Source organism: Afipia sp. Root123D2 (assembly GCF_001425835.1).
Lineage (GTDB): Bacteria > Pseudomonadota > Alphaproteobacteria > Rhizobiales > Xanthobacteraceae > Afipia.
Genome location: NZ_LMDP01000007.1, coordinates 1 through 14,163, shown reverse-complemented (window position 1 = coordinate 14,163; position 14,163 = coordinate 1). Strand labels below are relative to the sequence as shown.

The 14,163-nt window shown below is 60.7% G+C and carries 8 protein-coding genes; 2 read left to right on the top strand and 6 right to left on the bottom strand.

Going from position 1 to position 14,163, the window contains the following annotated elements; genetic code table 11:
- Nucleotides 1-154: 154 nt before the first annotated feature.
- Nucleotides 155-538: a c-type cytochrome gene (locus tag ASC80_RS22835; protein WP_082512733.1), complete on the bottom strand. Its 384-nt coding sequence runs from the start codon at nucleotides 536-538 to the stop codon at nucleotides 155-157.
- Nucleotides 539-2,073: 1,535 nt separating this feature from the next.
- Here ASC80_RS22835 and ASC80_RS24605 point away from each other — a divergent pair.
- Both ASC80_RS24605 and ASC80_RS23385 read left to right on the top strand, forming a co-directional pair.
- Nucleotides 2,074-2,466 (top strand): DUF3489 domain-containing protein, encoded by a 393-nt coding sequence (locus tag ASC80_RS24605; protein WP_082512732.1) that lies wholly within the window; start codon nucleotides 2,074-2,076, stop codon nucleotides 2,464-2,466.
- A gap of 4 nt (nucleotides 2,467-2,470) precedes the next feature.
- A complete protein-coding gene (locus ASC80_RS23385) occupies nucleotides 2,471-2,788 on the top strand; it encodes a DUF2924 domain-containing protein (protein ID WP_082512731.1) in 318 nt (105 codons plus the stop codon).
- Here ASC80_RS23385 and ASC80_RS23930 read toward each other — a convergent pair.
- From ASC80_RS23930 to ASC80_RS22805, 5 genes are all read right to left on the bottom strand, one after another.
- Entirely contained in the window at nucleotides 2,677-3,309 is a 633-nt protein-coding gene (locus ASC80_RS23930; RefSeq protein ID WP_056302177.1) for an amino acid permease, read from the bottom strand. The genes ASC80_RS23385 and ASC80_RS23930 overlap by 112 nt on opposite strands.
- A gap of 447 nt (nucleotides 3,310-3,756) precedes the next feature.
- A complete protein-coding gene (locus ASC80_RS24270) occupies nucleotides 3,757-3,957 on the bottom strand; it encodes a hypothetical protein (RefSeq protein WP_210168422.1) in 201 nt (66 codons plus the stop codon).
- A gap of 73 nt (nucleotides 3,958-4,030) precedes the next feature.
- A complete protein-coding gene (locus ASC80_RS22820; RefSeq protein WP_056302183.1) occupies nucleotides 4,031-4,585 on the bottom strand; it encodes a cytochrome b in 555 nt (184 codons plus the stop codon).
- Between the two features lie 412 nt (nucleotides 4,586-4,997).
- A complete protein-coding gene (locus tag ASC80_RS22810) occupies nucleotides 4,998-13,598 on the bottom strand; it encodes a GH36-type glycosyl hydrolase domain-containing protein (RefSeq protein ID WP_082512730.1) in 8,601 nt (2,866 codons plus the stop codon).
- A gap of 79 nt (nucleotides 13,599-13,677) precedes the next feature.
- Complete coding sequence (locus ASC80_RS22805) at nucleotides 13,678-13,899, bottom strand: hypothetical protein (RefSeq protein WP_056302173.1); 222 nt, start codon at nucleotides 13,897-13,899, stop codon at nucleotides 13,678-13,680.
- Nucleotides 13,900-14,163 lie beyond the last annotated feature (264 nt).

Here is a 14,163-nt window from a genome sequence, read left to right as displayed (position 1 = left end):
AGATTTCTGTTTCATCTTCGCTCCTTGCGGCTACGATGAACCAGAAATCCTCCCTTCGTGAAGTCCCTCAATTTGTCTCAGGGGTGCTGACGGGAAACAAACAGGCACCTCTTATACCATCGCGCGTCAGATATGATGGGGGCATTGTACTGGCCTATTTATCGTGTGGTCGCGGGACAGGAGCGTCCAAATCCTGTTTCTTTTTGAGACTCAATATATACGCGATTATGTCATCTGCTTCCGCCTCGGAAATAATGAGGTTCGGCATATTCTTGTGATTGGAACGGAGGAATACTTTCAGCGAAAGCCCGGTCGTCGATGGTAGGTCAGCGACACTCTGGAAGCTGGGGGGTCCATCCTTGTCGGCAGGCGAAGGCTCACCTCTGTCGGGAAATCGCATCGGCAGAACGCGATGACATGAACCGCATTGTGTGGTCGCGGTCTGGCGTCCAGATGCAGGATCGCCACGAAGAGGCTGAGCAAGGACCGGATACTGTCCTACAAAAATTGCAGCGGCTCCAACGAATACAAACTTCATCCAACGCATAGCGTTCCGCGCGGGTTTGATCTGGTCCTGCTGTAAACCAATGTTTGATTTCGTCATTCGAGGGGTGGCCCCAATTTTCGAGGGAGGGCTTCGGCTTCCTCCTCTGCTAGCAATCGACGAATTTGCTGGCGCTGATCATCCGTTACTCTGAGAAGCAAATCTCTAAACCGCGATATATTCTGTCTGTGTACGAAAATATCCATTGCAGCCTCCTCGATAATAAGTCGGGCAAACGGCGGCGGTAGAAGCTAACCATCCGCAAGGGGAGGCACCCCGCCTTTAGCTATTTCCGCAGCCAATAGCCGCTTCAGTTCTTTGTGCCGGACCTGATCAGTCGCCACGTCGGTCTCAGCCAATAGCCGTCGAAAATGCGCGAGGTTTTCGTGGTGGATGAAGCGATCCATTTGACCCCCCGAGCGCGCATGGTTGACCCGACCCACGAGCCGCTATCGACTTACTACCTTACATCACAAGCACTACCTACGAACAGGCTCGAAGGAGATCGGTTCCCGAGGCGGACCCGAATGATCGTAACGATCAGCAGCGCGGGAAGACCTAGTCAGGTAAGCTACCTTGCGTTGGTGCCAGCAGTTGACCGCTGTAGCGACCTTCCGTGTATCCGGAGCGACAAACACGCACTTCTTGCTGCCGAGTGGGTGATCAATATTGCTCACTCCGATGAAAGAAATGCCGACATGCGGTGGAACCAAGGCCGGCTAGTTAACTTGTCGATGCACTACCGGATGCCATCACCCATGGTGTCCGATGAATAACGGCCTCAGCATCCCCCGTGCTGGGGCCGGATATTTTTTGACGCCCGATCCGGTATCGGCCCGCTGGCTTGCCTTGTCCGACGATCTAAGCTGCGTCGGTGCCGTCGCCGAAATTCTTTACGGCTTGCGCGGGTGCACGGGCCGCGAACGCTTGTATAGGTTTTGTTAGAAATCTATCCAGTCGCAGACTGATAAGCTTTTTCTCATTTTCTTATCAGTCCCCGAAGTGACCCCGTTTTGCGAGCAAAGTTGGCGACTCGTAGTTGCCTTGGCGGATCAAAGCTGCCCGGATCGACTAGAGGCGGGTGACCAGCTGATCACAATTGAGTCATCACGTCACGCCGGACTCCGTCGATTTCGCGCTGCGACTTTCGTCCTGCCGCTTTCACGACGCTTCCACGAACGAAATTTCGGTTCAAAATCCGGACAACAAAGAGCCCTTGAAAACATCATTTTCTCAAGGGCTTGTTGACTGGTTGCGGGGATAGGATTTGAACCTATGACCTTCAGGTTATGAGCTTGATGTTCCAGGAGCCACTTTAGGTCGAAAGCTGGCACTTGGAGCCCCAGCAAATTCACGACAATGAGCAATCTTGTTGCTCGGAATAGACTGGCATTCGGTTGGGAATGGAGCGTTGCTGTGGGTGTCCCGAGCGCGTTGAGGCGCGCCCGGGATCCTGCCCTGCCGGCCGAGATGCCAGGCGGGGCTGAGGTGGTGCGACGGATGGCGTCGCGCAGACTTCAGAGGATCCCATGATCAAACTCAAATCGAAAGCCAAAACCGCAGCACGGGCTATTGCTCGCAAGGCTCCAAAACCCAAAGCGCGTAAAGGTGCCTCAGCTCGCCCAGCTTCCAATTCGCGCGCGCAGCCCGCATCCGCTTTAACTAAACCAGTAACGCGCCCCGACACCAAGCACGCGCGCGTCCTTGGAATGTTGCGGTCGCCTGCGGGAACGACGATCGCTGCGATCATGACAGTGACGGATTGGCAGCAACATTCAGTGCGCGGATTTCTGGCCGGCGTCGTTCGCAAGAAGCTCGGTCTCAATCTGGTGTCCGAACAGAGCGACAAGGGCCGCGTCTATCGCATCAAGGACGGTAAAGCAGCGTCCGTTCAGGCGGATCGCGTCAAGCAGGCGGCGTGACTCGATGCGCGGCAAGCGTCGGGCGAGTAGTATCGCGACTAAAACATCTGTCGAGGATGAGATCGCGCATTTGCGCGGTCTCGATCTCAGGGGATTGCGTGCACGATGGCAGAGCGTATTTGGTGGGTCGGCTCCGGCACACCTCCCACGGCATCTACTGGTTGCCATCGTTGCGTATCGCTTGCAGGCGGATCGCTTCGGTGATCTCGATCATGTGACACGGCAGGTTCTCGATCGAACCGGCATCGAGGAAAGTGGCGCAGCAACGTCCTCAATAGGCGGAGCATTCACCAATGCAGCAACGATCGGGACGTCAGTATGAACGGCGACAATGATAATCGCGATCAATCCTCCGGCCTCGATCAGCGTAAATACGCTCGCGATAATCACCGATTCCAGAATCCCCCAAGCGGCAACGGCGCCGAGCCCGACGACCAGAATTATGACAATGAGGCTTCGCGGGAGATCGACAAATTGCTGAATATACCCGGCTGATCCTAGCGCGACGGCAGCAGAAGACACGATCGCAATGACAACCGTCAGTAGACCGGTCAACGTCGAGAGCACCCGCGATTGGAAGGCCGCTCTTACGTAAGCAGCCTCACCTGCACTGACCGGATAGCGTGTGGATAGCTCGATGTAGGAGGCAACGGTAAACCCCATAACCGCGGCCGCAAGCAGGAACGACCATGGCGCATAAACGCCAGCGTGGCCAGCCACCGCGCCGATCAGGACATAGATACCCGCGCCAATGGCGATCCCGGCACCGTAAAGCACGAGCAAGGGCAGATCCAGCCGTCGCTTGAGCCGCGTTGGCTGCACAGTGCTAATATCCATGGCCATTCGAACCTCGGTTAGCCATGGAAATCACCTTGTCGAAGCGCTCGACAACAAGCGCGCGGGGTCCATCTCGCCGCACTGCGGAAATTTTGGAAAATTCAAAACAGCGAGGCAGCGAAGTCTATGCGACTATGAAAAAATCATTCAGGCATCGAAAAAAGCGACCTCTTCCATCATACGCGGAAAATCGTAGAAGGCGCGACTCTTCAAGTAATTTGTCGCGGTACTCGTAGAATTTTCGGTGATCGCGAACCCAGCGCACCCTTCCTGCTGCCCAACGCTCCCGGGTTCAGATCGAGCCCTTGCTAATGCCGACGGCTCACCAAGCTGAGCTGAATTCGCATTGTTCATGCATTGAAAGAGAAATTATCGCTGATCATGGAGAGAATATTTTCGGCCGCTTGTTTGCTCTCACCACTTGTTGCTGCGGGCGTAGAATTTGGCATTATCTCACACCCAATGCTGCCTCTCGGCCTCCCAACGTGCGCGTGTCCAGACTTTAACCTTGGATAGGATGGAAGACTTCTCCACGACAGTTGATTGCTCTGCAATACGTTTGGCCACTGGATCCGGCGTTTGGGACGATGCATCGCCAATGCCGACGACCAATCCAACGATTGCCATAAGGCAGAAAGCCCGAATATGTTTCATGTGCTTTCCTAAATTGTTCGCATCTTGACAGTACGCTCAAGTCGTCGCGTATATTTTTCGGATCAAAACTCAGCTATTCATCGAAATGAGGGAGCATTTTTGCGAGTGTCCGATCGCGAAGAACCCAGTGATGAAAAAGGGCCGCTGCGGCATGAAAGCCTGCGACAATCACTAGCGTATGGGCAAGGATCTCGTGTACTTCTTTGACGCTCCCCGAGAATGCTCGGTCCTTAACCCAAGGCGATGCAATTTCGGCCAATCCAAATATCGGAATGGGTTCGCCGCGCGCGAACTGCAGCACGATCCCGGCGACAGGTACCGCGATCAGCAGCGCATAGAGCAGGTAGTGAGCCGCCTTCCCTAAACGGACGGACCAGGCACCAAGCGTTGTCGGCCCGGCAGACGGCGGTGGGTTGAACACATTCCATGCTAACCGAACGACAAGCAGGATTAAAACAGCGAGTCCCGCGGATATATGAACAAAGAGCCCAGCATCACGCTGCGGTCCTTTGGGCAAATCATCGCCGAAAATCCCGAGAGTCCAGGCAATTACGACAAGAATGACCGTCAACCAGTGTGCTGCCTGCGGTATCGCGCCGTATCCCTTTGATGAATTGTAGATCAACATAATGGTCATCCTTGGTGGAAGGTTACATCGCGCGGCACCAGCAGTTTTTGATATCGATCAAATGCAGGGAGCGCGCCGTAAAAAGCGCAGGCGATCACTAGTCTCTTGATTCATGCCAGACACGAGTGCCGACAAACGGCAACGCCACATTCGCTGTGCGGTATTTTCTTCACGCTAGTTCAAATCGTGTTCGCGCTCACGATCGCCATCAAACAGACGCTCGGCAAACCGTCACTTCTGTTGCTCATCTCAGCTTGCATAGAACGGCTTGGCGTTGTCGGCGAGCTTCTTCCATTCATTGCAGCGTGCCATCCGCGAAGGCGCCGTATTGTCGACGCTCGCAACGGATATCCGCTGTTGAGGTCCGTCAGGAAGGTGCAGGCCGTTGATGCCAACCGGAAGCGTAGCAGGGTTATCCCAGCCGGACTTGCAGCTGATGGATGCCGCCATCGTCTTTGAGTGGAAAGGCGAGCGGCCGCGCGGCGATCTTCGCGCCATCTAGCTCCGCCGCCACGACGCCTCGCTGCACGCTTTGCGGGTTCTCGACCACGATCTCGTACCGTGACGCGCCGTGGCGGAGTGTGATCTCGAAACGGGGCCAGGACCTGGGAATGCAGGGGTCAAGATGCAGAACATTGCCTTCGATGCGAAGTCCAAGGATGCACTCGACGCCTGCGCGCTGCATCCAGCCAGCCGAGCCCGTGTACCAGGTCCAGCCACCGCGCCCGACATGGCCGGATGCTGCGTAGACGTCGGCGGCGACGACATAGGGCTCCACCTTATAGCGGTGCATGTCGATGCGCGTTCGGGCGTGGTTGATCGGATTGAGCATCCAGAACAGCGCTGCTGCCTTGTCGCCATCTCCGAGGCCTGCAAAAGCCATCACGGACCAGAGGGCGGCATGGGTGTACTGGCCGCCATTCTCGCGGATGCCCGGCGGATAGCCCTTGATGTAACCAGGGTCGAGCGGCGAGCGGTCGAACGGCGGCGTGAACAGCAATGCCAACCCGTCGTGGTGCAGAATCAACTCGCGGTCGACGGCCCTCATACCTTGGGCCGCGCGGTCGGGCCGCGCCGCGCCGGAGATCACGGCCCAGGATTGTGAAATTGAGTCGATGCGGCACTCTTCGTTCGTTGCCGAGCCGAGCGGAGTGCCATCGTCGAACCAAGCCCGCCGATACCAGTCGCCGTCCCAGGCTTCGCTTTCCAAGGCAGTCTTCAGCGCTTGCATATGCTCGCGCCAGTTCGCCGCCCGCGTCACGTCACCGCGTGCATCGGCAATGGTTACGAAGGCGTCGAGAGCGGCGTGCAACAGCCAGCCAAGCCAGACGCTCTCGCCCCGGCCGCCTTCGCCGACGCGGTTCATGCCGTCGTTCCAATCGCCGCCGCCAATTAGCGGAAGGCCGTGGTTGCCGATCGCCAGGCTCGCGTCCAGCGCAAGGGCACAATGCTCGTAGAGGCAGGCGGTCTCGCCCGAGACGGTCGGCTGGAAGAAGCTGTCGCTCTCACCTGGCTGCAGCGCCTGGCCCGTCAGGAAGGGGACGACTTCATCGAGCACGAGGGCGTCGGCGGTAACCCTCACATAGTGCGCGACGGCGTAGGCGAGCCAGACGCGGTCGTCCGATATGCGCGTGCGCACTCCCTGGCCTGAGTGCGGAAGCCACCAGTGCTGGACATCGCCTTCGATAAACTGGCGGCTTGCGGTGCTGAGCAGATGTTCGCGGGTGATCGATGGGCGGATCGTGGCGAGCGCCATGCAGTCCTGCAACTGGTCCCGGAAGCCATAGGCGCCACTGGCTTGGTAGAAACCCGATCGCGCCCAGACGCGGCAGGCGAGCGTTTGGTAGACGAGCCAGCCGTTGAGCATGATGTCCATCGACCGGTCCGGCGTCTTGACCTGGACTGCGCCGACGATCTCATCCCAAAATCCACGAATCTCGGCGAGCACGGCGTCCAGGTCCGCCTGACGGTAGCGCGCGATCAGCGACTGCGCCTCCGCCTCGTCCTCGGCGTCGCCGAGGAAGAAGACAACTTCGGCAACACCGTTCGGCTCGATCTCGACCATGGTCTGGAGCGCGGCGCAGGGATCGAGTCCGGAGCCGACCCGCCCTGACAGCTGAGCCCCGTTGATCAGCGCCGCCGGCCAGGCGAGCGCGCCATTACGGCCGATAAATTCTCGCCGATCGCCTGTCCAGCTCGTTTGGCGCCCGGCCAAGTCTGCAAAAGCGGAGCGCCTCGCGAAGGCCGGATTCCACAGGTTTTTTGCAAGTATCGCTCCGCTTCTCGGATCGATACGTGTGATTATCGATGGCGCCGCCGCACCGCGGGACGCGCCGAGAACCCATTCCACGTAACCCGTCACCGACAGCCGTCTGGTGCGGCCGGAAAGATTACGCATTCTCAAGCGCGAGATCTTCAGCGGATCGGCGAGCGGCACAAACTCAAGCAGCTCCGCAGCGATGCCGTGCGAGGTGTGCTCGAAACGGCTGTAACCCCATCCATGGCGCGCCGAATAGGTGGCCGCTTCGTCCCTGATCGGCAGCGCCGTGGGGCACCAGAGACGGCCGGTCTCCTCATCCCGAAGATAGAAAGCCTGGCCCGGTTGATCAGTTACTGGATCGTTGGACCAAGGCGTCAGCTGATGCTCGCGGCTGTTCACGGACCAAGCGTAACCGCCGCCTTGCGCGGACACCAAAAAGCCAAAGGCCGGATTGGCGATCACGTTGATCCACGGCACTGGCGTCGATTGGCCAGGGCCGAGAATCGTCACATACTCGCGGCCACCCTCGGCGAAGCCACCCAGACTATTGAAGAACTCCACGCCAGGCGGTCGTCGCGAGATCTGAAGTTCGGAAGCAGGCAATGCACGCTGTGCCGTGGTCCGGGGCAAGGGCCTGGCTACGGGCGCGCGCTCAAGCTGATCGGCAAGCCGTCCGCGCGCTCCCATCAGGATAACACGCGCGACGGACGCAAGAAGGCCCAGCGCCTCCGGCGAGGTCAGGTCAGCGCGCAGCATGAAGGTGTGCCCGGGTGGCCCATCTTCTCCAATCTGGGGCCGGGACTGGCTGGCCCTGACCAGGGTCTCCAGCGCGATCTGGAGATCCTGAACGTAGGAGGAGGCCAAATCGTTGACGATAACCAAATCCACCGCAAGCCGTTTCATCCGCCAATATTCCACCGCCTGGAGCGCCTCGCGCGCCACATTGAGTTGGTCGATGTCGGAGATGCGGACCAGGATGATCGGCAGATCGCCAGATATGCCCATGCCCCACAAACCCGGCTGCCCGCCACTTCCGCTTTCGATGGTTTCCGACGGTGGGCGCAGCACGGGCGCCGCGTAGACGAGGTGACCCGCCAGACGCTGGTACTGTCCGGCCTCGCCGCGAGTAATGCCGAGGTGATACAATTGCACTTGGGCTTGCGTCCAGGCGAGTGCGGCGGCGCGCTCGAAGGCGCCGACATCGTGGTGCTTGTCGGCAAGATCAAGGATCTCCTGGCGTGAGGAAGCGACCATCGTCCAGAAGTCGATCCGTGCCGTCGCGCCGGGCGCGATCCGCACCCGGCGGCGAAGGGCAAATATTGGATCGAGCACCGCACCAGTCGAACGGGAGAGAGGCCGGCCGCCCATGACTGCGCCCGGTGCGCGAATACTGCCGCCGCGACCCAGGAACCGCGCGCGATCCGTCTCGAACTCGCGCTTGCCCGCCGCTATTCCGTCGACAACCGCCAGGTGCGCAGCCCAGACCTGCGGCTCCGTGGGCGTCCGCCGCCGCCTCGTCGCCAATATGGCGCCAAGACCAGCGAGATGCTCGGTCTCGATGAACAGTTTCGAGAACGCGGGGTGTGCCACGTCTGAAGCCTGTGACGCCAGAACCAGTTCGACATAGGAAGTCACCTCAATCTCGCGCAGATGGTCGCCGAGGTTGGAGATGGTCACGCGGCGCACTTCCGCATCGTCTTCGGCGGAAACCAGCACCTCCATGTTGGTCGTCAGCGTCCCGTCTCGACGCGTGAACTCAGCGCGATCCTCGTTGAAGGTGACCTCGCACGCCTCAGGCTCGGTATCAGTCGGCTGGTAGGTTGCCGACCAGACTTTGCCGCTCGCGATGTCCCTCAAGAAGACGTATGAGCCCCAATCGTCGCAGGTGGCGTCCTCTCGCCAGCGGGTCACAGTCAGGTCGCGCCAGGTGCTATAGCCGGACCCGGCCGCCGTGAGCATCACCGAGTAGCGACCGTTCGACAGCAGCTGCGTGGCCGGCGTAGCGGTGTACGGGCTGGCCTTTCGCCAAGTGCCGGGTCCTTCGATCTCGCGGATCCTGGCCGCCGACATCGCATCCGAGACCAAAGGCGGGGTCGCCGTGACCTCGCGTGGCACGCGCTCCTGCAGGAGCAACTCTGTCGCTTGAACGATCGGTTCGGCATGGAAGCGCTTTCGCATCAACCCGTCCAGCAGGGCATCGGCGATCGCGGTGATCGTCATGCCCTGATGGTGGGCCATGAAAGCGCGCACAATGGCCACGCGAGCCCCGTCCGGGACCCGGGCTCGCGTGAAGTCCAGCGCCTCGTAGAAACCGTAACGGCCGCGGGCGCCGAGAGCCTCGAGCCGCTCGAAGTTCTCCACGGCGGCCCGGGGGTCGACCATGCTCGCAAGGGCGGTGGCGTAGGGAGCGACCACGGCATTGTCCGCGAGACCTCGCTTCAGGCCGAGACCTGGAATGCCGAAGTTGGAGTATTGGTAGGTGAACTCCAGATCTTGCGCGTTGTATGCGGACTCAGAGACGCCCCATGGCGCCCGCATCGTCGTTCCATACTCGATCTGGCGGTGGACAATCAGCCGGTTGGTCTGCTCGATCAAGCTCTCGGCCGGTGCCCTCATGACGATGGAAGGCATCAGGTACTCGAACATCGAGCCCGACCACGAGATCAGTGCTGCGCCATTTGCTACCGCAGTCACCGCACGGCCCAGCCGGAACCAATGCCGCGCCGGTGCATCCCTCTTGGCGATGGCCAGGAAGCTTGCCAGCCTCGCCTCCGAGGCGAGAAGGTCATAACAGCGCGGATCGAGCTCGCTCTCAGGCACCCTATATCCAATCGAGAGCAGCAGCCGGTCGGGGTCGAGCAGAAAGTCAAACTCCATCGACAGCGCCGTCGACCGCGCGGCTTCTTCCAGCGACTTCAGCCGCGCATCCAAAGAGGCTGCGCGAGCCGCGCTGAGATCGCGCCGGTGACTTTCTATGCAGACACCTACTGCATCCGCCCAGAACTGGAGGTCCGCGCCCGCCTGGTCGCTTTCTTCGAGAACGGTCTGATGGGCGGCGTCGGCCAGGGTCGCCGCCTGTTCGGAAAGGTCCGCGAGCCACTGTTCGATGCCAATGGCGCGGGCGCTCGTCTGAACCAGGCTAGACGCCAGCCGCCCGATCTCATCATCGAGCCGCCGCCATGACACCGCCCGGGACTTGCGCAGGGCGCGCAACCGGTGAGCCTCGTCCCGGACCAGGTCGAGAACGTCCGCCACGCCCTGGATGCGCTGCCGCTCCGCCGTGGCCAAGGTGCTCCATTCACGGCATGCGTTGGCGAGTGCGATCAGGTGCCCAGCAAGGTTCCCGCTGTCGACCGAGGACACGTACTGCGGATCGAGCGGACGCAGGTCACGTGTGTCGTACCAATTGAAGAAGTGACCCCGGTGCCTCGTCAGCCGATCCATGGTCGCGAGTGTCGCCTCGAGCCGCTCCACAGCCTCGAGGGTCCCGATCCATCCGAAGTCCCGCGCACACGCCACCGACAACAAATAGAGGCCGATATTGGTCGGGGATGTGCGATGGGCTACCACGAACTCTGGAGCTTCCTGCAAATTGTCGGGCGGAAGCATGTTGTCGGTCGGTGCGACTGATGCTTCGAAGAAGCGCCATGTCCTTCGGGCTATACGGCGTAAACTATGTGCGTCGGCCTCGGCCAGCGGACGCCGGCCCAAGACTCGAGGCGACAGGCTCGCCCAAAGTGCGACGGTCGGAGAGGCGAACCAGGCGCCCGCGAACACGGCGGCCAAGGGCCACGTTTGTCCTCCCCAGAACCACGCCACGCCCATGGCCACGGCGCCGATAACCAAGGCTCCTGACATTCGGCGGTAGAAACCCAACGCGCGTGGACGCGGCCCGAACGCCGCGTGGGCCGCAGGGACCCATTCGAGAAGGTTGCGGTGTGTAACCGTGAGCCGCACCAAGGTGCGAAGGATTGCGTCACCCATCAGCCAAGCCTGGTGAGCCAGGAAAACGATCATCAGGCAAGACTGGATAAGCGCAATGCGTATCTCCGCGCCCAGAGCCCGGACATGACTGCGCAGTGTCACGTCAGGGCGGCGCGGCACGATCTCAGCGATCACTGGAATAAGTGGAGGCAGGACGATCATCGATAGAATGAAACCGGTCCAGACCGCCGCTGCTTCGAGCGGCATGGCCCATCCAGCGATCAGGGCCGCAACAACCGCCGGTGCAGCAAGCGACCGCCGCAGGTTATCGAGCATCTTCCAGCGGCCGATCGCGGGCACCCCCGACAGCGACCGATGATCGGCCTGTCTGGGCCCGCGTCCCAAGATCCAAGGTAGCAGTTGCCAGTCGCCTCGCGCCCAGCGGTGGTGGCGAAGAGCGGCAACGTCATAGCGAGGAGGAAAATCCTCTACCACCTCGACATCGGAGGCCAAGCCGGCGCGAGCGAATACTCCCTCGAACAGATCGTGGCTGAGGAGCGTTGACTCGGGCACGCGTCCTTGTAGCGCCGCCTCAAAGGCATCCACGTCGTAGATACCTTTGCCCGTATAGGAGCCTTCACCGAAGAGGTCTTGGTACACGTCCGAAACCGCTGCGGCGTAGGGATCTATGCCGGTTGCGCGGGAGAACACGCGCAGAAAAAGCGAGCCTTCGCGCCCCACCGGCAGTACAGGCGTGACCCTCGGCTGCAAGATACCGTAGCCTTCGACGACTCGCCCAAGGTCTGCGTCAAAGCGCGGCCGGTTCAGAGGATGCGCCATCTTGCCGATCAGCCGTCCGACCGTCTCGCGCGGGAGCCGCGTGTCCGCATCGAGCGTAACGACGTAGCGCACATTGTTAGGCACAGGGGGGGGTGCCAGGAATGTGGTGTCCTTGGCGCCCCGCAGGAGCTGATTGAGCTCGCAGAGCTTCCCGCGCTTTCGTTCCCACCCCATACAGCAGCCTTCGCATTCGTTCCATACGCGCCGCCGATGCAGCAGCAGGAAACGGTCGCCGCCCGGTGCAGGTCCGTAGAGTTGGTTCAGCCTTGCGATGCCGTCTTTCGCGGCGGCCAGCAACTCATCGTCGCCGTCTTTGTGCTCGCTTGGCGCATCGCGCCAATCGGACAGCAGCGCGAAATGAAGATCGCCCTGAGCGCTTGCCAGGTAGTGGATCTCAAGCCGGCCGATCTGCTCTTCGATTTCTTTGAGCGAGGTCAGCAGCGTCGGCACTGCGACAAGAGTGCGCAGGTCCGCAGGGATACAGCCACGCAGTTCGAGTGCCGGCAGCAAGGTGGCGCGGAAACCTCGGGTGACAAGGTAGTTAACGACCGCAACAGCCAAGTCGATCGCCGGGATTAACCCGAGAATACCGAGCAGCAGCAGCCATCTCCACTCCAGACCACCCGATGCGACGACAGACAACGGAATGGCCAGCAGGCCGGCTGCGATCACCGCACCGGAGCTGACATAGCCGCCGATTCCCAGTGCGCGATAGGCCAGTCGCGGCCAGCCCAGCGGAGACGGCCTGAATCCGATCGCCGCTTCGAACCCGGCTCGCCCGCCCGCGATCAAGTAGTAACCGGGATCTGTCAGGCGGACGTTGCCGTCATCGGTACTCGCCTCGATCGCGCGCCTCGCCGTCTCCACTGCCGCGTGGGCAATCTCCAATTCGCTGAGTTTACAGCCGCGAGCGAGGTGTTCGACTGCGCTGCGATAAAGATTGCGCGACGGGAAATCCATGCGTTCGAAGGCGCTGCCGGCCTTGAAAACGTCATCGACCAGGCTGACGCGCTCGAACAGCTCTGTCCAATCGACGTCGGTGATGAGCCGCATGCTGGTGATGATATTACGTACTGTAACGGCGCCGGCGACCTGCCTCTGGTGCACGCCGCGAACGACGGCTTCGGCAGTCGTTCCCTGCCGGGCCAGTTGCTTGTCGAGCCACTCCAACGCCGGCGCAATGCTGGGATCCTGATCGCGCAAGCGATGGACCAACTGCATGAGAAAACTGTCTGGGAGCGTTGTCTGTGGATGCGGCGGAAGGACGGCGTCGGCTGGCTCGACGACGCGCCCGCCAATCCCCAGCAACCGATCCGCTACGACGTCAGCGGCGCCGCGTCCGGCTCGGCTGTCGACGACGCGCTCGGCGATCCGCCTGAGGTTCTCGACGAGCACGATGCGCAGGGTGGTCGCCACCGCCCACAGTTCGCCAATGCGCAGCGGCTGCACTTCCTGATAGGCGCGCAGGTAGCGACGCAGTAGCTCCGGGTCGAACAGGCTGTCGGTGTGGGCCACATAGGCCCAGGCCACGCCGAGCACGCGAGGATACCCCGCAAAGGGTCCGCTGCCGAGCTTGGGCAGTTGGCGATAGTAGCCAAGTGGTAGATCGACCCGGACCTCTCGGATCTGCTTCTCCACCACATGAAAATTGTCGATCAGCCACTCGGCCGTGGGAGTGATGGCCGCCCCCGAATCGACAGCCTTGGCGATGTCGCGGTAGGCGACCAGAAGCACAGCCTCATTACCTGCAAGCCTCGCCGTCAATGAGGGGCCCTTCACGTGGTCGGGCATCAAAGCTTGCGCGGTGGCAAGGCTGCGCGCGTGTTCTTCAAGCCGCTCGACACTAAACAGCTCAGCCCGGATCGGAGCTTCGTCGCCCCACGGCGGAGATGGTCCACGTGGCTCCAGCCATGGCCGAAACCGAAAGCTCAGCGCACTTTTGAGGCGCGGTCTGCGTCGGCCCGCGAAGTCGTCGATATCGAAAAGCATGGTCTTGAGGCACCTTCAACGTGGGCCTGGCCGCTGGCCCCGCCAGCATCCCACGCTCCCACCATCCTTCGGGAGCGCCTCAAGCCTCGGCGAATCTTGGGTCCGTAGATTTCGAAAGCGGCTCGCTCGGGACGGCATCCTCGACAATTACTTCCGCGCACTCGCCATGGCAGCGGATGGCGCGGGCTAAACAGTTCGCCTCACGGATCGCCAACTCTCTCGACCAGAAAGGCGTAATCATGCGCTCATCTATCCGGATGGCCCAGCCATGCTGCTCTTTGACAACGTTAAATTTGATCATCGCATATCACCGCGAATGGGCTGCAAGAAATTTCGTACTTCGCCACGTCACTACGCGCCGCACGATTGAAACTGCAGATAGCTATGCATTCAACACCACGGAGGATCGGCGGCGTTGATCTATATCAAACGTTCTCCGGTAGCTCCGGTTCCTCAGGTAAAAGAGTGTTTCCCGTCAGCACCCCTGAGACAAATTGAGGGACTTCACGAAGGGAGGATTTCTGGTTCATCGTAGCCGCAAGGAGCGAAGATGAAACAGAAATCT

Bases quoted from the DNA above. Each gene is read 5' to 3' on its own strand.
- ASC80_RS22835 (WP_082512733.1), bottom strand. From the start codon at position 538: ATGAAGTTTGTATTCGTTGGAGCCGCTGCAATTTTTGTAGGACAGTAT.
- ASC80_RS24605 (WP_082512732.1), top strand. From the start codon at position 2,074: ATGATCAAACTCAAATCGAAAGCCAAAACCGCAGCACGGGCTATTGCT.
- ASC80_RS23385 (WP_082512731.1), top strand. From the start codon at position 2,471: ATGCGCGGCAAGCGTCGGGCGAGTAGTATCGCGACTAAAACATCTGTC.
- ASC80_RS23930 (WP_056302177.1), bottom strand. From the start codon at position 3,309: ATGGCCATGGATATTAGCACTGTGCAGCCAACGCGGCTCAAGCGACGG.
- ASC80_RS24270 (WP_210168422.1), bottom strand. From the start codon at position 3,957: ATGAAACATATTCGGGCTTTCTGCCTTATGGCAATCGTTGGATTGGTC.
- ASC80_RS22820 (WP_056302183.1), bottom strand. From the start codon at position 4,585: ATGTTGATCTACAATTCATCAAAGGGATACGGCGCGATACCGCAGGCA.
- ASC80_RS22810 (WP_082512730.1), bottom strand. From the start codon at position 13,598: ATGCTTTTCGATATCGACGACTTCGCGGGCCGACGCAGACCGCGCCTC.
- ASC80_RS22805 (WP_056302173.1), bottom strand. From the start codon at position 13,899: ATGATCAAATTTAACGTTGTCAAAGAGCAGCATGGCTGGGCCATCCGG.